At 65.1% G+C, this 20,436-nt stretch carries 15 protein-coding genes; 9 read left to right on the top strand and 6 right to left on the bottom strand.

The annotated features are described in order from the left end of the window. The first annotated feature begins 132 nt into the window (after positions 1-132). Positions 133-585: a MarR family winged helix-turn-helix transcriptional regulator gene (locus U1702_RS02850; protein ID WP_332721869.1), complete on the top strand. Its 453-nt coding sequence runs from the start codon at positions 133-135 to the stop codon at positions 583-585. A 2-nt stretch (positions 586-587) separates the two neighbouring features. On the opposite strand, the gene U1702_RS02855 is transcribed toward U1702_RS02850, so the two are convergent. The 4 genes from U1702_RS02855 to U1702_RS02870 all read right to left on the bottom strand — a co-directional run bounded on the left by U1702_RS02855 (position 588) and on the right by U1702_RS02870 (position 6,536). Then, positions 588-2,675, bottom strand: a complete 2,088-nt coding sequence (locus U1702_RS02855; protein WP_332721871.1) for an acetate--CoA ligase family protein — start codon at positions 2,673-2,675, stop codon at positions 588-590. A gap of 147 nt (positions 2,676-2,822) precedes the next feature. Beyond that, positions 2,823-3,659: a p-hydroxycinnamoyl CoA hydratase/lyase gene (locus U1702_RS02860; protein ID WP_332721873.1), complete on the bottom strand. Its 837-nt coding sequence runs from the start codon at positions 3,657-3,659 to the stop codon at positions 2,823-2,825. A gap of 58 nt (positions 3,660-3,717) precedes the next feature. Continuing rightward, on the bottom strand, positions 3,718-5,142 hold the full coding sequence (locus U1702_RS02865; RefSeq protein WP_332721875.1) for an aldehyde dehydrogenase: 1,425 nt from the start codon (positions 5,140-5,142) through the stop codon (positions 3,718-3,720). 59 nt (positions 5,143-5,201) lie between these two features. Beyond that, positions 5,202-6,536 carry an MmgE/PrpD family protein gene (locus tag U1702_RS02870; RefSeq protein ID WP_332721877.1) on the bottom strand — a complete coding sequence of 445 codons (1,335 nt, stop codon included), beginning with the start codon at positions 6,534-6,536 and terminating at the stop codon, positions 5,202-5,204. 89 nt (positions 6,537-6,625) lie between these two features. On the opposite strand from U1702_RS02870, the gene U1702_RS02875 reads away from it, so the two are divergent. After that, positions 6,626-7,891 carry an alpha/beta hydrolase family protein gene (locus U1702_RS02875; protein ID WP_332721879.1) on the top strand — a complete coding sequence of 422 codons (1,266 nt, stop codon included), beginning with the start codon at positions 6,626-6,628 and terminating at the stop codon, positions 7,889-7,891. Positions 7,892-7,946: 55 nt separating this feature from the next. After that, positions 7,947-9,509, top strand: coding sequence for a DUF4403 family protein (locus U1702_RS02880; protein ID WP_332721881.1), 1,563 nt, complete (start codon positions 7,947-7,949; stop codon positions 9,507-9,509). Between the two features lies 1 nt (position 9,510). Here the strand turns inward: U1702_RS02880 and U1702_RS02885 are convergent, their stop codons facing one another. Then, on the bottom strand, positions 9,511-10,485 hold the full coding sequence (locus U1702_RS02885; protein WP_332721883.1) for an alpha/beta hydrolase: 975 nt from the start codon (positions 10,483-10,485) through the stop codon (positions 9,511-9,513). 63 nt (positions 10,486-10,548) lie between these two features. Next, complete coding sequence (locus tag U1702_RS02890; RefSeq protein WP_332721884.1) at positions 10,549-11,541, bottom strand: LacI family DNA-binding transcriptional regulator; 993 nt, start codon at positions 11,539-11,541, stop codon at positions 10,549-10,551. A gap of 79 nt (positions 11,542-11,620) precedes the next feature. Between U1702_RS02890 and U1702_RS02895 the strand changes: the two genes are divergently transcribed. The 6 genes from U1702_RS02895 to U1702_RS02920 all read left to right on the top strand — a co-directional run bounded on the left by U1702_RS02895 (position 11,621) and on the right by U1702_RS02920 (position 20,434). Next, positions 11,621-12,799: a cytochrome P450 gene (locus U1702_RS02895; RefSeq protein WP_332721886.1), complete on the top strand. Its 1,179-nt coding sequence runs from the start codon at positions 11,621-11,623 to the stop codon at positions 12,797-12,799. Further along, on the top strand, positions 12,796-13,917 hold the full coding sequence (locus U1702_RS02900) for a CapA family protein (RefSeq protein ID WP_332721888.1): 1,122 nt from the start codon (positions 12,796-12,798) through the stop codon (positions 13,915-13,917). The genes U1702_RS02895 and U1702_RS02900 overlap by 4 nt, the downstream gene beginning before the upstream one ends. Then, entirely contained in the window at positions 13,914-14,960 is a 1,047-nt protein-coding gene (locus U1702_RS02905; protein WP_332721890.1) for a hypothetical protein, read from the top strand. Before U1702_RS02900 ends, U1702_RS02905 begins: the two co-directional genes overlap by 4 nt. Positions 14,961-15,015: 55 nt before the next feature. Then, on the top strand, positions 15,016-17,694 hold the full coding sequence (locus tag U1702_RS02910; RefSeq protein WP_332721892.1) for a TonB-dependent receptor plug domain-containing protein: 2,679 nt from the start codon (positions 15,016-15,018) through the stop codon (positions 17,692-17,694). Then, complete coding sequence (locus U1702_RS02915; RefSeq protein WP_332721894.1) at positions 17,694-19,214, top strand: tannase/feruloyl esterase family alpha/beta hydrolase; 1,521 nt, start codon at positions 17,694-17,696, stop codon at positions 19,212-19,214. The genes U1702_RS02910 and U1702_RS02915 overlap by 1 nt, the downstream gene beginning before the upstream one ends. Before the next feature lie 74 nt (positions 19,215-19,288). After that, entirely contained in the window at positions 19,289-20,434 is a 1,146-nt protein-coding gene (locus tag U1702_RS02920; RefSeq protein ID WP_332721896.1) for a lipase family protein, read from the top strand. Positions 20,435-20,436 lie beyond the last annotated feature (2 nt).

Raw genomic sequence — 20,436 nt, forward strand, 5'->3', positions numbered from 1 at the left:
CCCTCTCCATGTCAGGCCGCTTTGTGCGACTCGAATTGATATGAACATAAACAATCCTATTCGTCAACGTTTTCGATCTCAACGATGCACGGATTGACGGCGCGGGCGAAAATGTGTCTTTCGCTCAATCCTATGGCTGAAGAACAGAATATGGTCGGGGCGCTCGGCCCCCTGGTTGGTTATCACCTCCGCCGTGCATTCGCGGCGTTTGCGGGCGATTTCGCGGCGGCGATGGACGGCACCAACATGCGTCAGGTGCTGGTCGGTATCCTTGCGGTCGTCGCGGGCAGCCCGCGGATCAATCAGGGCGCGGTCGGGCGCGTGCTGGGAATCAAGCGCGCGAACATGGTGTCGCTCATCAACGAACTGGTCGATGCCGGGCTGATTACGCGCGAAGTCGATCCGGGCGACCGGCGCGCCTTTGCGCTGGGCATCACACCAAGCGGGCGTGCGATGCTGACGGATTGTATGGCGCGGATCGACGCGCATGAGCGCCGCATGCTCGCGGGATTCAGCGATGCCGAACGGGCGACGCTGCTCGATCTGCTGGGCCGGATCGAGAAACGCGAGACGACGGCGGTTTAGGCTTACTCCGCCAGGATCAGCGCATCGAGCGCCACGACGCCTTCGCCCTTTGGATAGACGACGACCGGGTTGAGGTCGATTTCGCGGATCGCGGGCGTCCCCGCGAGGACGCGGCCGAGTCCTGCGATCAGCTTTGCCACGGCATCGACATCGAGCGCGGGGGAGCCGCGATAGCCGTCGAGCAACGCGCCCTGTTTCAGGCTGCGCAGTTCGGCGACGATGGCGTCGTGAGTCAGATCGACCGGGAGAAGGCGAACGTCGTGGAGCAATTCCGCCGTAACCCCGCCGAAGCCGGCGAGGATCACCGGACCCCATTCGGGATCGTTGCGCGCGCCGATGATGAGTTCGGTGCCGCGCTTGCCCATCGCCTCGACCTGCGCGCCGTCGAGCGCGATCGTCGCGTCATAGGCGGCGACGTTGCCGTAGAGCCTCGCCCATGCGGCATCGAGCGCGGCGTCGTCGGCGATGTTGAGCATGACGCCGCCGGCATCGCTCTTGTGGCTGAGATCGGCGGACTGGGCCTTGATTGCGACGGGGTAGCCGACTTGTGCTGCGATGGCCTTCGCCTCGTCTGCGGTCGTAGCGAAGCCGCCGGCGGGGAAGGGGATACCGACCGGCGCGAGAAGCTGCTTGGCGCGATATTCGGGGATGACGCCGGACGGCAAGTCGAGCGTGACTGGGGTCGCGTCGGCAGTGGAAAAATCGCGCTCCGCCAGCTTATTCAAGTGCCGCAGCGCGCGGAAGGCGCGGTCGGGGGAGGGGAAATAGACGACACCGATTTCGCGGAGACCGTCGATATAGTCGGCGGGCACGGCTGCGCCATCGTCGATCCCGGCGAAGATCACCGGTTTTTGCGGGTTCAGCGTTTTCACGGCGTCGATGATCGCGGGGAATTTGCGTGACGAGGTTGCTGCGTCGGTCTGGATAATGCCGAACACCAGCGCGGCGAAATTATCGTCTGCCAGCAGGGGTTCGAGCGTGCGGCGATAAAGGTCGGGATCGACCAGCGCCTGTGCGGTCAGGTCCATCGGGTTCGAGACGGGGATGAAATCGGGGATCGCGGCGCGCATCGCGGCGGCGGTTGCGCCCGCCATTTCGGGCAGGCCGAGGCCGATCTGTTCGGCGAGGTCGAGCGTTAGTGCCTTGAATGCGCCGGATTCGGTGAGGACGGCGGTGCCGCCCTTACGCACGGGTTTTGCGCGGACGGCGAGTTCGAGGACGTCGCCAAGTGCTTCGAGGCTGTCGACCAGGATGACGCCCGCGCGTTCGACCTTGGCTTTCATCAACTGCCAGTCGCCTGCCATCGCGCCGGTATGGGTGGCGGCGGATTCGCGCGCAGCACTGGAGGTGCCGGGGTGGAGCAGGACGATCGGCTTGCCCGCAGCGCGTGCCTGTTCCGCCAGCGCGAGGAAGCGGGCGGGCTTGCGGAATTGCTCGACGATCATGCCAATCGCGGGCGTGGCGGGGTCGGCGATGAGGTGTTCGACATAATCCTCGACACCGGACGCCGCTTCGTTACCGGTCGAGATCGATGCGGTGATGCCGAGGCCCTTGCCCATCAGCGTGGTGCCGAGCACGACCGCCATCGCGCCCGACTGGCTGACGATGCCCACACACGCTTTGCCGGTGAGGTCGAGGACAGGCGCTTCGACGAAGGTCAGCGGGATCCCCGCGGCATAGTTGACGAGGCCCAAGCAGTTCGGCCCCTCGACGATCATGCCATGTTCGTGCGCGATGCGGGCGACTTCGGCCTGTGCGGCAAGGCCCTCTTCGCCGCCCTCGGCGAAACCGGCCGAGAAGATAATCGCCGCGCCGACGCCCCGTGCGGCCAGCGCTTGCACCGCGCCAAGCACCGCGCCACCGGGGATGGCGAGGACGGCGGCGTCGACGCCTTCGGGCAACTGATCGATCGAATTGAGGCATTTGCGCCCGTCGATCGCGTCGCGCTTGGGATTGATGAGGTGGATGTCGCCCGCGTAACCGTGACGTTCAAGGTTGCGCAGCACGGAATTGCCGAGCGATCCGGTCGTGGGCGACGCGCCGACGATGACGACCGAGCGCGGGGTGAGCAGGCGGGAGAGGTTGGGCATTTGAATCTTCTCTCAATCCTCCCCGGCACGGGAAGGTGGCAGCGCGAAGCGATGACGGAGGGGGCGATCGGCACCGGATTACGTTGCCTCGCTCCCCCTCCACCATGCTGCGCGTGGTCCCCCTCCCCGTGCCGGGGAGGGTAAGGCTTAAACCTTCACGCGGTCCTTGTCGTATGCCCCAAGACCCGGCTTGTAGCTCTTTTCGTCGATGAACTGGCGGATGCCTTCCTTGCGGCCGTCATTGTCATAGCTGTTGGCGGCTTCCTGCGCGCGGATCAGATAATCCTCCGCTTCGTCATAGGTCATCGTGCCGACGCGGCGCACGGCATCCTTGGTCGCCTTCAGCGCGACCGGGTTCTTGGCGAGCAGCACCTTGGCCACTTCGGTGACGCGGTCTTTCAGGCCTGCCAGCGGGATCGCCTCGTTGACCAGTCCCCATTCGGCGGCGGTCTTGCCGTCGATATTCTCGCCCATCATCGCGTGGTACATCGCCTTGCGGAACGGCAGCAATTCGGTCGCGACCTTGGTCGCGCCGCCGCCGGGCAGGATGCCCCAGTTGATTTCGCTGAGGCCGAACTTGGCCTCTTCCGCCGCAAAAGCGAGGTCGCAGGCGAAGAGCGGGCCATAGCCGCCGCCGAAGCACCAGCCATTGACCATCGCAATCGTCGGCTTCTGATACCAGCGCAGGCGGCGCCACCAGCCATAGGATTCACGCTGTGCCTTGCGCGTACCGCGCAGCCCGTCCGCCTCGGACTCGCGGAAATATTCCTTCAGGTCCATGCCCGCAGTCCAAGCCGGGCCTTCGCCACCGAGGACGAGAATGCCGACATTCTCGTCATGTTCGAGCAGGTCGAGCACTTCCATCATGTCGCGATTGAGCGTCGGGCTCATCGCGTTGCGCTTGTCCGGGCGGTTGAAGTTGACCCAAGCGATGCCGTTTTCGATCGAGTAGGCGACGACGCCGTTGGCGGAGGTGTTGGTCATGAACTTCCCTTGTTTGCGACCGTCAATCCACACAGATGGGAATGACGAAGTTCTTGAATTAAATCGGATAATGCCCAGGCTCGGTCTCGATCGTGATCCAGCGCAGTTCAGTGAAGCTGTCGATCCCGGCCTTGCCGCCGAACCGACCGTAACCGGATGATTTGACGCCACCGAACGGCATCTGCGCCTCGTCATGCACGGTCGATCCGTTGAGGTGGCAGATGCCGGACTTGATCTGGCGCGCGACGCGCAGGCCGCGTGCGGTGTCGCGGGTGAACACGGCGGCGGACAGGCCATATTCGGTGTCGTTGGCGAGTTCGATCGCATGCGCTTCGTCGCGCGCGCGGATCACGCCGACGACGGGGCCGAAGCTTTCGTTGCGGAACAATTTCATCGACGGCGTCACTTTGTCGATGACATGCGCGGGCATGAGCACGCCGTTCGCATCGCCGCCATTGACCTGCACCGCGCCCGCGCCGAGCGCGTCGGCGATCAGGGATTTGACGTGATCGACGGTCTTCTGATCGACAACCGCGCCAAGCGGGGTCTTGCCTTCACGAGGGTCGCCTACCGGCATCGAGCCGACCTTGGCCGCGAATTTTTCGACAAACGCGTCGGCAACGCTGTCGACGACGATGATCCGCTCGGTCGACATGCAGATCTGACCTTGATTCATGAACGCGCCGAACGCGGCGGCTTTGACCGCTTCGTCGAGATCGGCATCGTCGAGCACGATCATCGGCGCCTTACCGCCGAGTTCGAGCAGCACTGGCTTCAGATGTCCGGCAGCGCGCACGGCGATGATCTTGCCGACCGCGGTGGAGCCGGTGAAGTTGATGCGGCGGATCGCCGGATGGTCGATCAGTGCGCCGACGATCTCGGGCGCGTCGGCGGGCGAGTTGGTGACGATGCTGACCGCGCCCTTGGGCAGCGCCTCGTCGAACGCTTCGGCGATCAGCGAATGCGTGCGCGGGCATTGCTCGCTGGCCTTTAGGACCACCGTATTGCCGCATGCCAGCGGCACCGCAACCGCGCGGACGCCCAGGATGATCGGCGCATTCCACGGCGCGATGCCCAGCATCACGCCGACCGGCTCACGCAGCGCCATCGCGATGCAGCCGGGCTTGTCCGACGGGATGACTTCGCCGCCGATCTGGGTGGTGAGCGCTGCGGCTTCGCGGACCATGCCGACGGCGAGCATTAGGTTGAAGCGCGCCCAGCCCTCGGTCGCGCCGATTTCGCCCATCATCGCATCGACGAACTGATCGGCTTTGCCCGCAAGCGCGTCGGCTGCCTTGTTCAGCGCGGCGCGGCGGGCGTTGGGGCCGAGCGCGGACCATGCGGGAAAGGCGGCAGCGGCGGCTTCGACTGCGGCATTGGCGTCGTCGATGCTCGCGGCGTTCGCGGTGGTGGCGACCTCGCCAGTGACGGGATTGATACGGTCAAAGGTCCGGCCGGGTGCCGGCGGTGCAATCGTGGCCATAGCGCCTCTCCTGTTTATTGTTATGTGATATAACCTAAAATCGTCCGATGCAAGTGCCTTCAATCGAGCAGATTGCACGCGGGCGAATTTGGCGGAAAATCGAGGATTTGCTGCGCCAGACGCGCAGCATTTTCCGGGCTGATCGGTGTGGCGGCGTAGGCGGCGCAGGCGGCGAATTTGGTAAGCAGCGTCGAATCGGCGATTGGTTTGTCGGGGTGACCAGCCGCCTGCATGATGCGGTGAATATGCCGCGTGCCGTCCCGCATCACGAAAGTCAGCGATCCGCTGGCAGCGTGCGCGCGGGTCCAGTCGGGGTTGCGGACTTCGACGACTTTCGCCGAGAGTGCGCGTGTGTGGGCGTCATTGATGCGGGCGGGGAGGAAGGTGGCGAGGGTGACCGCGCCATCGAGCAGCGCCGCAGCGACCGTGTAAGGAATGCTGAACTTGGCTTCGATCGCCTTGGTCGGCGCGGCCTTTACCGGCTGCGGGCGGATCAGCATTTCCTGGATCGGGCCGGTTTCCGCCTCGATCCGCTCGACTGCGGTCAGATCGACCCGGTCGCGCAGCGCCAGCGCTGCCTCGATATAGGGGTGCGTGCCGCGACAGGCTGGCCAAGGCTTGAAGCTGACCTGATCGCCAAAAAAGAACGTGCCGAGCCCGTCGAGTAGCACGTCCTTGGGCGGCCCGCCGCCATAGATGGCGAAGAAGCCGGCCTTGCCTTCCAGCGGTTCGGCGAAGGCGGTCGCGCCGACCTGTGCGAGCAATGCTGCTTCCACCGCTGCACGTGCGACGAAGCCTTCGCGCACGCCGCGCATCGGAGAGCTGGCGTCGTATTTAATCTCGCTGGGGAACGCGCCCTGCACCAGCGCGAGGCCCATCGCGTTGCGGATGCCATCGGCGTCGAGGCCGAGCAGCTTTGAGCATCCGGCCGCCGTGGCGATGAGGTTGACGAGTGGGGGCGGATACCAGCCGCCCTCCTCATAAGCGCGGGGCGGGGCGAGCGAGAGGCGGCAGGCGAGGTCGCTGCCCGCTGTCATAGCCGTGAGGACGTCGGCGAAGACGATGCCCGGATCGGCATCCCCCAGCGCCAGCAATGCGGGGACGAGCGCCGCGTTGGGATGCGCCGGTCCGGCGTCGAACGTGTCTCCAAAATCGAGCGCATGGGCGAGCGCACCGTTGGCCAGCGCCGCCAGCGAGGGTGTCGCCCGCGTCTCGAACCCGATCAACCGCGACGGCCCGGACGCAGCCAGCGCATGGGTGCGATAGGGCAGGGCATCCTCGCTCAACCCGCTCGCCCCCAGCATCACGCCGAGCGCATCGAGCAGCGCGCGGCGGGTCGCGTGAACGGTGGCGGGCGGCAGCGCATCGAAGGTCAGGTCAGCGAAATGCTGCACGATTTCGGCGGAAATAGCTTTATCACAAAACATTCTTTGCAAACGCTTTCATCGATCCTATTCGACATGCAAGCGAAAAGGAGCGAGCGATGCGGCGCAAGGCGATTTTGGCGGCGGTGACGGTAGCACTGGCATGGCCACATGCGATCATCGGGCAGTCCGCGCCGGCGCCGGAAGCCCTTCCCGGCGGCGCGCGCTGGGAGGCGGAGGTTCCAGCCAAGTGGAACGGGACGCTGCTGCTCTACAGTCGCGGTTATTCCCCCAATGTCGGCAACCCTGCCGCCGCGCCGAAACCACATCGTCAGGCGCTGCTGGATGCGGGTTACGCCATCGCCGGGTCGGATTATGGCAGCGGCGGCTGGTCGGTCGAAGAGGCGGTGCCAGCCCAGCGCGCGACGATCGCGGCGTTCGCGGCGAAATACGGCAAGCCGAAGCGCGTGATCGCGTGGGGATCGTCGATGGGCGGTCTGGTCAGCACTGCGCTGGCCGAGATCAAGGGCAGCGGGATCGACGGTGCCGCGGCGATGTGCGCGTCGATCGGTGGATCGCTGGGGATGATGAACATGGCGCTGGACGGTGCCTATGCGTTTCGCCTGCTGGTCGCGACGGATGCCCGCATCCGGCTGGTCGATGTTGATGACGACCGCGTCAACGGCAAGCGCGCACAGGATGCGCTGACGGCTGCGGTAAAGACGCCCGAGGGCCGCGCCCGCGTTGCGCTGGCGGGGGTGCTGTCGGGCATTCCGCACTGGACCAGCCGCGACAAGCCGGAACCCGCCGCGACCGATTACGATGCACAGGCCGACGAGATCGCGCGCGCGTTCGTCATGGGCACCTATCTGCCGCGCACCGATCAGGAAAAGCGCGCGGGCGGCGCGTTCAGCTGGAACACCGGCGTCGATTACCGCGCACAGCTTGCCCGGTCGGGGCGGTGGGCGATGGTGGCGGCGCTGTATGCCAAGGCGGGGCTGAAGCTGGATGCCGATCTGGCGCGGCTTAATGCGGGCAAGCGGATTGCCGCCAAGCCCTCTGCCGTCGATTATATGCGCGCCAACTACACGCCGAACGCGCGCCCGCTGGTGCCGCTGGTCGCGGTGCAGACGATCGGCGACGGGATGACCCCGCCCGCATTGCAGCGCGGCTATGCCGAGGCGGCGCGGGGGCGGGGCGTGAAGAGCCTGTACGTGAATGGCGCGGGGCATTGCACGTTCGATACCGCGACGACGCTGGCGACGATCCGCTATCTCGACCAGCGTATTGCCAACGGCAAATGGCCCGCGACTCCGGCGGTGTTCGTGGCCCATATGCCTGCGCCGATGCTGCGCCCGTGCGTGCGCGGCGGGACATGCAAATAGTGGAACGGATAGCTTTAATCCCGGCGGCGTTATAGCTGTCAATCAGGGGGCGAGCATGAGCGGGTTCGGGATATCGCGGCGGATATTGGTGGCACTGGCGCTGCTGTGGGTGCCGCTACTGGCGTCGTGCGACAAAAAGACGACCGATTTCCCGGTGCCGCCGCGCCTCGACACCGCATTTACGCCGCCCAAGACCGCATCGACGCTCAATGTGCCGGTGCGCGTCAGCCTCGACCAGCTTCAGGCCGAGCTTAACCGCGCGACCCCGCAATCGCTGTGGTCGATCGACGAGCGTCGCACCTGCGTCGCGCCCGCGCGCGTCACCGTTTGCCTGAAACATGTGCGCAAATGCAAGGGCAAGGAATGCCGCGATGTGCCTTGCAAGATCGGGGTCAAACGGATGAAGGTTACCCCAGACATCGCCTGTCGCATCGTCGGCCGGGTGACGCGCGGGCAAATCCGGCTGGGCGGGAGCGGGGAGACGATCACGCTGGCAATGCCCGTGCGCGCGGTGGTGCAGGCGCGCGACGTCGGCGGTATCATCAGACAGGAAACGGCGACGGGTGGGGCGATGGTACGCGCCACGGTGCGGCTGGGGATCGACCCGCGCTGGGAGCCGGTGGCGAAGGTCGATCTTGCCTATAACTGGACCGATCCGCCGGGGATCGACATTCTGGGTCAACGGATCGATTTCGCCAAACGCGCCGACAAGGAACTGGTGCGGGTGATCGCCGGTCTGGAGCGCAGCCTGCCGCGATCGCTGCCCAGGGGCGAGGTCCGCGCACTGGTTGCGGGCGCGTGGCGCGATGCTTTTACGACGATCGAATTGAACCGCGAACGCCCGCCGGCATGGATGCGGGTGACGCCGGATGCACTTGGCTTTGGCGGCTATCGGCTGAAAGGCCGCACGCTGGAGGCCAATGTTGCCGCCCGCGCCTTTGCCGAGACGTTTGTCGGGGACCGGCCCGCCAATCCCAAGCCAACGCCGCTGCCGCCGCCGTTGCGCAACATGCCGGAAGCGCGCGGACTGCGCGTTCACATCCCCGTATTGGCCGATTACGCGCAGCTTGAGCCGGTGCTGAAACGCGCGCTGGACAAATTGGCGCGCAAGAAGATCGAGCTGGAAGGGCTGGGCGAGGTCAAGATTTCGTTCGGTAAGGTCACGCTCTATCCCACCAGCGGTGGACGGATCGCGGTGGGGATCGAGGCGTCTGCGGATCTGGTCAGCGGGCCGCTGGACGCGACGCGCGGCGAGATCTGGCTGACCGGCATACCGGTCAATGCGCCGGGGTCCGAAGTAGTGCGCGTGCGCGACCTGAAGATTTTCGGGCGTACCGATCGTGAGGCGGCGAATCTGCTCATCAGCTATTTCCTGGATGAGACCGTGGTGCGCGATGTCGAGGCTGGCCTCGTCCACGACTTCAAGAAGGATTACGACAAGGTGCTCGCCGCAGCGCGGAAAGCGATTGCCGAACGGCGCGAGGGCGATTTCCTGCTGCGCGCAACGATCGACAGCGCGCGGCATGGCGCGGTGAAGGTCACCGGGTCGGGGCTGTATATGCCGACCGAAGTGCAGGGGAGCGCGACGATCGTGCGGGTTGGCGGGACGCGACGCTAGATCAAATCCGCTTGCGTTCGATCTTCCATTTCGGGTCGCTGCACAAGCCGCAGTCCTTGCCGGTAAACCGCTTCGCCGCCGCCTTGTCGCCGCGCAACTGCCAGTTCAGCCAGTCGACCGAAAAGCGTGCGACATCGCCGCCATTGGCTTCGCGGAAGGTGCCGCCATGGCCGACATCGGCATCGACGAGTGCGACGGGGATGTGGGCGATCTTTGCGTAATCATCGGTCCCGTTGGGCCAGGCGACATCGCCTTTACCGCCCAGCACATAGAGCGTGGGCGTATGCAGCGATTTGAGCATCGACTTGTCGACGGTCACGCCCTTGATCGGGTTGGTGCCGTCGGTGAACACGCCGCTATTGTGGACGATGACGGTCTTGATGCGCTTGTCCGCGCCCGCCTGAATCGCTTGCAGGCCGCCACAGCTATGGCCCGCGACGGCGACCTGTGCCGGGTCGATCAACCCTTTGTAGCGGCTGCCCTCACGACCATTTTCGATCAGCGCCCAGTCCAGCCCGGCCAGCACGTCGAGCCAGGTCGTCGCCACGCCCTCGCGCGTCGCCACGCTGCCATCGGTGGGACGGGGCGGGGCGGTGACGGCTCCTGGCCCGCTCAACACATTGCCCGGCGCGATCACCAGATAACCGTGCGATGCGATCTGGGCGAGGTGGAAGCGGGCGCTGGCCCCGTCGTCGCGGCACCCGCCATTGCCCCAGATGAGAATGCCGAGCTTCTTGCCGTCCAGTTTCGACAGGTCGGCGGGGCGATAGACGACATGGTCGGGCAGGGTGGGATCGACTTCCTTGATCGCCGCGAATGGTCCGGTGCCGGGGGTGTCGGGCAGCTTGGCCGCCGCCGCGCGGATTTCGGCTTCGCGCTTGGCGAGGTCCGCGGCACCCGGTGCGTTCTGTGCCACCTGCGCCAGCGCGGTGCCGCCGAGCAGCATGATCCCCAACGCCAAAAAGCCGTTCCGCATCGTCCCGCTCCCAAACTTGTTATGTAACAAAGCTAACTCGAGAATGCGGTTATGCAAGCCCTTTCATGCACTCTCTCGCGCGATCACCCGGAAACCGACATCGATGCGCGTTTCGACATCCTGGCCCGCCGCGCGTGCGCGCAATACGCGCAGCACTTCGCGGGCGATGCGCGCGCCATCGACATCGACCGAGGTGATGGTGGGGCGCATATCGCCCGCCATGCGCAGATTGCCGAAGCCCGTCACCGCCAGCTGATCGGGCACACGAATGCCCGCCGCCTGCGCCTCGACGATCAGCCCCTGCGCGATCCAGTCGGAGCCGCACACGACGACATCCGGGCGTTCGGGCAGGTCGCTGAGCGCGCGATAGGAGAGGCGACCTTGCCCGAAATGGCTCGGCACATTGACGTCGAGGCGAGTCGGTTCGATCCCGCCATCGTGCAGCCAGCGTGTGATAAACCCGCTCGCCCGGCGTTCCGATCGGGTGGAGGTGGGGACGACGAGGTGGGGGCGGCGATAGCCGCGCTGGCGCAGGAAGCGGGCCATCTCTTCGCCCGCTGCACGGTGGGAAAAGCCGATGGCGACGTCGATCGGGTCTTCGGGCAAGCCCCAGGTTTCGATCACGGTGATGCCGGCGGAGCGGAGTTTTTGCCGCATCCCGGCGTCCGACACGATCCCGGTCAGGATGATCGCATCGACGCGGCGGGCGAGCGCCATGTTGATTTCGCGCACCAGCCGGTGATTGTCGGGGCCGGTGAGCGACAGCATCACGCTGTTGCCGTCCATCGCCAGTTCGTCGATCATCGCTTCGACCGTGTCGTTGAAGATTGACTGGGCGATATCGGGGACCAGTGCCGCGATCAGTTTCGACCGGCTGCTGGCAAGGGCGCCGGCCGCGAGATTCTGGATATAGCCGGTGGTCTCAATGGCTTCGCGGATGCGCATTCCGGTCGCGGCCGCCACGACTTCGGGGCTGTTGAGGTAGCGCGATACCGTCGCGGCGGACACGCCCGCCATCGCCGCCACGTCCTCCAGTCTCGGATTGCGCCCTGCCATTATCGCTACTTAAGCCCGAAGCGCGGCGAAATGCAAAAAGGGATTGCAAGCGCTTTCATCGCGGCGTAATTGAATTGTTATGACGCATGACTTCGATCCGCTTTTACCGGAAACGTTCGACAGCGCGAATGGAGAGTATGCCGCACTTCGCGCGAAGTGTCCGGTGGCCCATAGCGACGCGTGGGGCGGCTTTTGGGCGCTTATGAAGCATGACGATGTGTCCAATGCTGCGGCGGACTGGCAGACGTTCATCACCTCGCAGCAGAATGTCGTGCCGAAGGTCGCGTTCACCGGGCGTCGCCCGCCGCTGCATCTCGATCCGCCCGAACATACGCCCTATCGCCGCGCGCTCGCGCCGCTGTTGACCGAGCGCAAGGTCGCCAAGCTGGAGCCGGTGGTGCGCGGGATTTGCCGCGACCTGCTGGCGAAGATGGTGGCAAAGGGCGGGGGCGATATCGTCGCCGATTTCTCCGCGCATATGCCGATCGCAACCTTCGCCAACTGGATGAATCTGCCGCCTGAAGCGGTCGCGGAACTGACGCGGGTGGGCCAGCGCTACAATATCGCGGTCCAGTCGAACGACATGGACTCGACCAAGCTGTCGAGCGCGGTGTTGTACGATATGGCGCGGGGCATCGTAGCCGACCGCAAGGCGAACCCTATGCCGGTGGACGAGGACGCGACCAGCGCGTTGCTCGCCGTGCGCGTCGATGGCGAGCCGTTGCCGGAGGAGATGATCGTCGGCACGATCCGACAGGTGCTGGTGGTCGGCATCATCGCGCCGAGCGTGATGATCGGGTCGATCGCCGTGCATTTGAGCCGCGACCCGGCGTTGCAGGACCGGCTGCGTGCCGACCCGACATTGGTGCCCGCCGCGATCGAGGAATTTCTGCGGCTCTACACGCCCTATCGCGGGTTCGCGCGCACCGCCGTCACCGATGTCACGATCCGCGGTCGTACGATCCCGGCGGGTGAGCCGATCGCTTTGGTCTATGCTTCCGCTAATCGCGACGAGGATGTGTTCGAGGCACCCGACGAATTCCGCATCGACCGACCGAACATGAAGGATTCGATCGCCTTTGGTCGCGGCCCGCATATGTGCGTCGGTGCAGCGCTGGCGCGGCTGGAACTGATCGTGGCGTTGGAGGAACTGCTCGCGGCTGCTCCCGGCTTTGAATTGTCGGGCGAGCCCAAGCCGACGCGTTTCCCGGAGATTGGTGCCTTGTCCGCGCCGGTTACCTTTGCGGTGGCGGCATGACTCATATCTTCCTCGCCGCCGGCGACCTCGCGCCCGACCGCGACAATTACGACGAGAGCTACATCGCCACGCGCGACGTTCTGCATGCCGCCGACATCGCCTTCGCCCAGCTGGAAACCAGCTTTGCAGAACGGGGCGTGCGGCTGCCGCAGGCGCGGCACGCGGTATTGGCGCGGCCCGATGGCGCGGATGCGCTGGCGCGGGCCGGGTTCGACGTAATCTCGATGGCGGGCAATCATGTGCTCGACTGGGGCAATGATGCGTTTTTCGAGACGCGTGCCAACTTGGAACGCGCCGGGCTGAAGGTCGTCGGCGCGGGGGCGAATATCGTCGAGGCGCGTCAGCCGGTGAAGATCACGCTGGGGGATGGCACGCGGGTCGCAATTCTCGCTTACTGCACGATCCTGCCGCACAGTTACTGGGCGGAGGAGCGCCGTCCTGGCTGCGCACCGATGCGTGCGCACACGATCTACGAACAGATCGAGCATGACCAGCCCGGCACGTCTGCGCGCGTCCATACCTATCCGCACCGCGAGGATCTGGCGGCGCTGGAGGCGGATATTCGTGCGGCCAAGGCCGATGCCGATCTGGTGTTCGTGTCGCTGCATTGGGGCATTCATTTCGTCCGTGCGAGCATTGCCGATTATCAGCGCGATGTGGCGCGCGCGGCGGTCGCTGCAGGTGCCAACGCAATTCTGGGCGGGCATGCGCATATCCTGAAGGGGTGTGAGGTCATCGACGGCGCGCCGGTCTTCTATTCATTGTGCAATTTCGCGACCGATTTGCGGATGGACCCGGTCCACGCGGCGTCGAAGAGCTTCAATGAAATCCGCGTGCTGGCCGAGGAATGGGAGCCGGATTTCGACAGCCTGTATAATTTCCCCAAGGCATCGCGGCTGTCGATGGTCGCGCGGTTCGAAATCGCGGGCGGCAAGATCGTCCGCTCGGGCTTCCTGCCGCTCTACATCGACCGCGACGCCACCCCCCGCTTCGTCGAACGCGGCAGCGAACGGCATGCCGAGGTCGTCGATTACATGACTGCCGTAACCCAGGAAGCTGGCCTCAACGCCCGCTACCGCGTCGGCGACAACATGGTCGAACTGGAGATGGCGGCATGAGCAAGAACAAGGCCGGCACCGCCTCCGGTTTCCCGTTGGAAGGCTATGTCTTCCTCTATCTTATCGCCTATCTGCCCAACGTCATCATCACAAAATTAGTGACGAGCGCAGTGCATCCCGGCCTTGGCCGTCCGCTGACGGGGCTGGAGACGCTGCCCGCTTCGCTCATCATTTCACTTGTGCTGACTTACCTCTTCATCTGGTGGTCGGGCTGGCACAAGGACGCGCATGGCGTGATGTTCCTCGGCCGCCGTATTCCGGTGCCGACCAAATATACGATGTATTCGGGGCTTGGCACCGCGCTGGTGCTGTTCACGGTGCCGCTGTCTTTCACGTTCGAGGGCGTGAGCATTCCCTTCATCCAGTTGCTGATGCGCGGCGACATCCTGTTGATCGCGCCGATCGTCGATCTGATCTTTGGTCGGCGTGTGCGCTGGTGGAGCTGGGCGGCACTGGTGATGGTGCTGATCGCCATGGTCATCACGCTGAAGGATCGTGGTGGTCTGTATTTGCCGCCGCTCGCGATCCTGACGGTGGTGCTTTACACGATCGGCTATTTCGTCCGGCTGGTCGTGATGACCAAGGTGTCGAAGAGCGGCGATCCGGCATCGGTGCGCCAGTATTTCGTCGAGGAAAAAGTCTTCGCGCTGCCGCTGTCGGTGGCGATCCTCGCGGCGATTTCGGCATCGGGCATCGGCAGTCAATCGGGTGCGCTCGGTTGGGGGTTCATTTCGGTGTGGACCGATCCTGTGATTCTGCCGCTGTTCGGCATCGGCCTGACGCTGACCATCGTGTCGGTGTTTGCGATCATCATCCTGCTCGACCCGCGTGAGAACGCGTATTGCGTGCCGCTGGAGCGTGCCGCGAGCCTGGTCGCTGGCGTCGGCGGTGCGCTGATCCTCGCCTGGGTCTGGGGGCTGCCGCATCCGCGCCCCGCCGAACTGATCGGTGCCGGAATATTGATCGGCGCCATCGTGTTGCTTTCGCTTGCTCCCCGCTTTGCCGACCGGCCTGCCCGGGCGGCGCGCGCGGAAACCACCTGAATATATCGATCAACCCCAAACCGCAGGGACATGCGGAACGGAAGAGGAGGGAAGAATGAAGACCATCGTCACCCGTCGTTCGGCCATTTTGCTGGGCCGCACTGCAATCGGCGCACTCGCGCTCGGCATCGCATCGCCCGTGCTGGCGCAGGACGAACCGGCGCCGGAGGCTGAAGCCGCCTCTGAGCAGGAAGTCATCGTCACCGGCAGCCGCATTCGCGGGATCGAGCCGGTCGGCTCGGCCGTCATCCAGATCGATGCCGAAAAGATCATGGAAGAGCCGGTGGTATCGACCAACGACCTGTTGCGCCGCGTGCCACAGGTCGTGTCGCTGGGCGCGAACCGCGCGGGCGGATCGGCGCAGAACGGCGCGGCCAATGCGACGCGCGGTGCGGGTGTGAACCTACGCGGACTGTCCACCAACGCCACGCTGCTGCTCTATGACGGCAAGCGCTTCCCGCCACAGGGGACGCAGGGCCAGTTCACCGATCCGTCGGTGATCCCGTCAATCGCGCTGGGTGCGATCGAGGTCGTCGCGGACGGCGCCTCGGCCATTTATGGCTCGGACGCGGTTGCGGGCGTGGTCAACCTCATCCTGCGCAAGAACTTTTCCGGCATCGAGGTGCGCGGTCGTTACGGCATGACCGAGGGCGACTTCCGCGAGGGCCAAGTCGCCGCGCTGATCGGGCACAATTGGGACGGCGGCTGGATCACGATCGCTGGCGAGTATTCGGCGAATTCGCCGCTTTATGGCCGCGAACTCGATTTCTATCAGAACGATTTGCGCAGCCAGGGCGGGCGTGACCTGCGCGTCACCAACTGTGCGCCCGGCACGATCACGGTCAGCGGCCAGACCTATGCGATCCCGACCGGCGGCGTGACCAGCGCCAATGCAGCCGCGCTGGTTGCGGGGACGGCCAACCGTTGTTTCTATGATGGCGATCTGGAAGTCATCCCGGATCAGGAACGCTATAGCGTCGTCGCCAACGCTAGCCAGGAGATTGGCGACTTCGCCCGTATCTTTGCTGACGGCTTCTGGTCGCGCCGCACTGGTACGATCCCGTTGCTGGCCAGCGTCAATGCGACGGTGCCCAGCAGCAATCCATTCTACGTCGCACCGGTCGGCGTAACGCCGCCCTTGTGCGCGGCCAGCGTCGGCGCACCGGCCGGTTCGCGCTGTGTGACCGTCGCCACCTCGCTCTACCCGGCGATCGGAACGATCTCTCGCCCGATCGAGGCGACCAGCTGGAATGCGACGGCGGGCATCGAGTTCAAGCCGTTCGGCGATTTCCGCGCGACCGTCTATTACGCGCATGGCGAAGCGGAAGAGATCGACAATCGCCGTCGCAGCGGCGTGAATGCGGCGGCGTTGCAGGCGGCGCTCAATGACACCAATCCGGCGACCGCGCTGAACGTGTTCGGTGGAGCGAACAACGCCGCGACGATCGCCACGATCACCGACAATTTGTTTGTCATCACCGGTCGCACGCGGCTCGACGTGGTCAATGCGCAGATGGACGGATCGCTGTTCGAGATGGCGGGTGGCAATGTACGCATCGCGGTCGGCGGCGAGCATCGCGTCGAATACACGTTCACCGATCTGTTGAGCGGTCGCTCGACCGCGCCGGTGCGCGTGACCGATGACGGCAGCCGCAATGTCGATGCCGTGTTCGCCGAACTGTTCGTGCCGCTGGTCGGTGCGGGCAATGCCTCGGCCGGTCTGGAAAAACTGAACCTCAGCCTTGCCGTCCGTTACGAGCATTACAGCGATTTCGGCAGCACCACGAACCCCAAGTTCGGCGTGACCTATCAACCGTTTACCGGCCTGACGCTGAAAGGGACTTACGGCACCTCGTTCCGCGCCCCGACCTTTACCGAGGTGTCGACGATCGCGGGCGGCGCGGGCCTGTATTTCGATACGCTCCCCGGACCCGGCGGCAACCAGACCGGCATCGGCATCGCCGGCGGCAACCCGAACCTGCGGCCCGAACAGGCGGAGACGTGGTCGTTTGGTGTCGAGGCCGCACCGCCGACCTTGCCCGGCTTCACCGCATCCGTGAATTACTTCCGGATCGATTATACCGATCAGATTCAGGCGTTGCGCGGCACCGCCGGCATCCTGACCAACCCGCTCTACGCCAATTTCCGTCAGTTCAATCCGACGGCGGCGGAAGTCAGCGCGCTGGTCGCGTCCGGCCTGCCAATCAATAGCGCGATCAACCAGAGCCTGGTGACGTTCATCGTCGATGGGCGCCGTCAGAACCTCGGAACGTCGCTGTTGCGCGGGCTGGACTTCACCGCAGCCTATCGATGGGACATGGGCGGCGTCGAGTTCGATGCCGGTATCCAAGGGACTTACATCCTGGACTATCTGTTCGAGGCCGTGCCGGGTTCGGGGCTGGTCGATGTGCTCGATACGATCGGCTTCAGTCAGAAATTCCGGACCCAGGCCGATATCGGGGCAAAGGTCGGCGGGGCGAAGGCGCGCCTGACGTGGAACCACCTGAACGGCTACACCAACACCACCTCGACCGTGTTTCGGGAGGTCAGCAATTACGACACGTTCGACCTGCTGATCGGATATGACATCAACGAAAAGATCAGTCTGTCGTTCGATGTGCGCAACCTGTTCAACGAGGATCCGCCCTTCGTCGATACGACCGGCGGTTACGATCCGCAGTCGTCGAACCCGATCCCGCGGCTGTTCGCTATCACGGCCAACGTGAAGTTCTGATGCCCGTAATGCTCGCCAGCGTGCTTGCCGGATGCGCCGCCCTGACCGGCGCGCATCCGGGCGGTGTTACCGTCACCGCCGCGCCGGTGAGCCATTCGCAAGGGTGGGAGGCACCCGACAGTCGCGGCGGCTATCGCGGCGTCCCGGTTAAGGTGCCGTTCTGCCGCGTCGAGGGGAGGATCGAGGGCAATATCGGGTTCGAGCTGTGGTTGCCGTTCGACTGGAACGGGCGGTTGCTGGGCGCGGGCGTCGGCGGCGATGCGGGGGTTTATAATTACACCGATATGAGCCGTCGCATCGGCGAGGGTTTCGCCACCGTCACCACCGATAGCGGGCACAAGGCGACGCAGGCCCGCTGGATGGCCGATCCCAAAGCGCGGGTCGATTACGAGCATCGCGCGGTGCATTTGACTGCCGTCGCGGCGAAGGCGCTGGCGGCGCGGTTTTACAAGCGGTCTGTGAACAAAAGCTATTTCACTGGCTGTTCGGGCGGCGGGCGACAGGCGCTCAAGCAGATGCAGAATTATCCCGGCGACTATGACGGCGTGATCGCCGGGGCACCGGGGCCGTACATGCCGCTGCAATCGGTGCGGATGCTGTGGTTCGCGCTGCAACAGAAATGGACCCCGGCGGGCGCGCTGAGCGATGCCGACTGGTCGCTGTACGAGAGCAAGGCGATAGCGGCGTGCGACGGCAGCGACGGTGTGAAGGACGGCATCATCGCCAACCCGCTCGCGTGTAATTTTCGCTCAGCGACCTTGCTGTGCAAGCCCGGCCAGACCGAGGGCTGCCTGACCGCGCCGAAGCTCCAGATGCTCGACCTGATCCGCGCGCCGATGAAGGACGAGCGGGGCAGGGCAATGGACGGTGGGCTATTTCCCGGCGTTCGCACGCGTCCCGGCCCGCCTTCACCGCTGCTCCGCGCGATGTGGGCGGACGGGGTATATGGCGATGCAAACTGGAACGAGGACTCATTCCAGCGCTCGCGCGACTTGTTAGCCGCGAACAAGGCGATGCCGGAATTGCGCGCGGACAGGCTGGCGATCGCGCCGTTCGTGAAGGCGGGTGGCAAGGCCATCCTGTATCAGGGCTGGGCCGATCCCTCGACCAATGCCGGGCCGACGATCGATTATTATGGCGCACTGGCTCGCGCCAATGGCGGGCTGGCCAGGCTGGACGATCATGTCCGGCTGTTCATGGCACCGGGCGTCTATCACTGCGCGCGCGGGCCGGGTGCCGACCAGTTCGGCGCATCCGGCCATATGACATGGCCGGGTGATGCGGCGCGCGACACCTTGTGGGCGCTGATCCACTGGGTCGAAAAGGGGCAGGCTCCGGCGCGACTGACCGCGACGAAGATTGTGGAGGGGAAAGAGACGTTCACGCGGACGCTGTGTCCCTATCCTCAGGCGGCGCGCTATGACGGGATTGGGCCACAGGATCGGGCGGCGTCCTATGCCTGTGTCGTCGATCCGGCGCTGGTCAAATATATGGGCCGGAAATCGCTGGTCGGGTCTTAACCACCCGAAATTGCGTGTCACGCCGGACAGGGATATGCCGGACCCGGGCCATTCGTGCGCCCGGGAGACGGACCATGTCCAAGTCGTTCACCCGCGTTGCTTTCGGCGCACTGCTCCCGTTTGCCGCGATCGTAGCGATGCCCGCGCTTGCTCAACCGGACGGATCGGCGGGCAGCATCGTGTCAGCCTCGCCCATCACCGGCGCGCCTGCCGGGGCGACGGCTTATCGCATTCTCTATCGTTCGGCGGACAAGGACGGTCGCCCGACCGTGGTCAGCGGCGCGATCGTCATCCCCGATCGCGCGCCGCCGCGTGGGGGACGCCCGGTGGTCGTCTGGTCGCATGGCGCGTCGGGCGTGGCGACAAATTGCGGGCTGTCCGACAAGCCCGGGTTGTTCGCCAACATCGCGGGCCTGAACGGCTTGCTTGCCGCCGGTTATGTCGTGACCGCGCCGGATTATCAGGGGCTGGGAACGCCCGGTCCGCACCCGATGCTGGTCGGCACTGCGGCTGCACACAATCTGTTAGACAGTGTCCGCGCGGCGCGGGCTTTGCCCCAGGCGCGAGCGTCGTCGCGCTTTGCGCTGTGGGGTGAATCACAGGGCGGATTTTCGTCGCTATGGGCGGGCAAATCCGCCGCCAGCTATGCACCGGAACTGCAGCTGGTCGGGGTCGCCGCCGCCGCGCCGCCGACGGACATCAAGGCCAATCTGACGGGTGGCAGCAATGCTGCCGTTCGCGCGTTTCTGACTGCTTATGCCGCCGAAAGCTGGAGCAAGGTGTATCGCCTGCCGCTGACCACGGCAGTGAGGCCGCAGACGGCGACACTCATCAGCCGGATCGCGCGCAATTGCGTGTCGCTCGACGGGTTTTCGCTGGGAACGAAGATCGGCATGTTGCGGCTGGCGCACCAGCTGCGCAATGTCGATCTGGCCGCATCGCCGCGCTGGGCGGCGTTGATGACGCAAAATTCGGTGACCCCCGCCGGACTGACGATGCCGCTGTTGATCACACAGGGTTCGGCGGACGTGATCGTCGCGCCCGCCGTTACCAGCGCGTTCGTCGATCGGCTGTGCGAACGACGCGCAACCGTCACCTTCCACCAGATTGCGGGCGGGGATCATGTGAGCGTGGGCAAGCGAACAGCGGACACTGCATTGCGCTGGTTCGGCGATCGCTTCGCCGGTCGTCCGGCGGGGAGCAGCTGTCGCCGTCGCTGACG

The organism is Sphingomonas sp. LT1P40, from assembly GCF_036663835.1.
GTDB lineage: Bacteria > Pseudomonadota > Alphaproteobacteria > Sphingomonadales > Sphingomonadaceae > Sphingomonas.

Coding starts and splice junctions, on each gene's coding strand:
- U1702_RS02850 (WP_332721869.1), top strand. CDS start 133: ATGGCTGAAGAACAGAATATGGTCGGGGCGCTCGGCCCCCTGGTTGGT.
- U1702_RS02855 (WP_332721871.1), bottom strand. CDS start 2,675: ATGCCCAACCTCTCCCGCCTGCTCACCCCGCGCTCGGTCGTCATCGTC.
- U1702_RS02860 (WP_332721873.1), bottom strand. CDS start 3,659: ATGACCAACACCTCCGCCAACGGCGTCGTCGCCTACTCGATCGAAAAC.
- U1702_RS02865 (WP_332721875.1), bottom strand. CDS start 5,142: ATGGCCACGATTGCACCGCCGGCACCCGGCCGGACCTTTGACCGTATC.
- U1702_RS02875 (WP_332721879.1), top strand. CDS start 6,626: ATGCGGCGCAAGGCGATTTTGGCGGCGGTGACGGTAGCACTGGCATGG.
- U1702_RS02880 (WP_332721881.1), top strand. CDS start 7,947: ATGAGCGGGTTCGGGATATCGCGGCGGATATTGGTGGCACTGGCGCTG.
- U1702_RS02885 (WP_332721883.1), bottom strand. CDS start 10,485: ATGCGGAACGGCTTTTTGGCGTTGGGGATCATGCTGCTCGGCGGCACC.
- U1702_RS02890 (WP_332721884.1), bottom strand. CDS start 11,541: ATGGCAGGGCGCAATCCGAGACTGGAGGACGTGGCGGCGATGGCGGGC.
- U1702_RS02895 (WP_332721886.1), top strand. CDS start 11,621: ATGACGCATGACTTCGATCCGCTTTTACCGGAAACGTTCGACAGCGCG.
- U1702_RS02900 (WP_332721888.1), top strand. CDS start 12,796: ATGACTCATATCTTCCTCGCCGCCGGCGACCTCGCGCCCGACCGCGAC.
- U1702_RS02905 (WP_332721890.1), top strand. CDS start 13,914: ATGAGCAAGAACAAGGCCGGCACCGCCTCCGGTTTCCCGTTGGAAGGC.
- U1702_RS02910 (WP_332721892.1), top strand. CDS start 15,016: ATGAAGACCATCGTCACCCGTCGTTCGGCCATTTTGCTGGGCCGCACT.
- U1702_RS02915 (WP_332721894.1), top strand. CDS start 17,694: ATGCCCGTAATGCTCGCCAGCGTGCTTGCCGGATGCGCCGCCCTGACC.
- U1702_RS02920 (WP_332721896.1), top strand. CDS start 19,289: ATGTCCAAGTCGTTCACCCGCGTTGCTTTCGGCGCACTGCTCCCGTTT.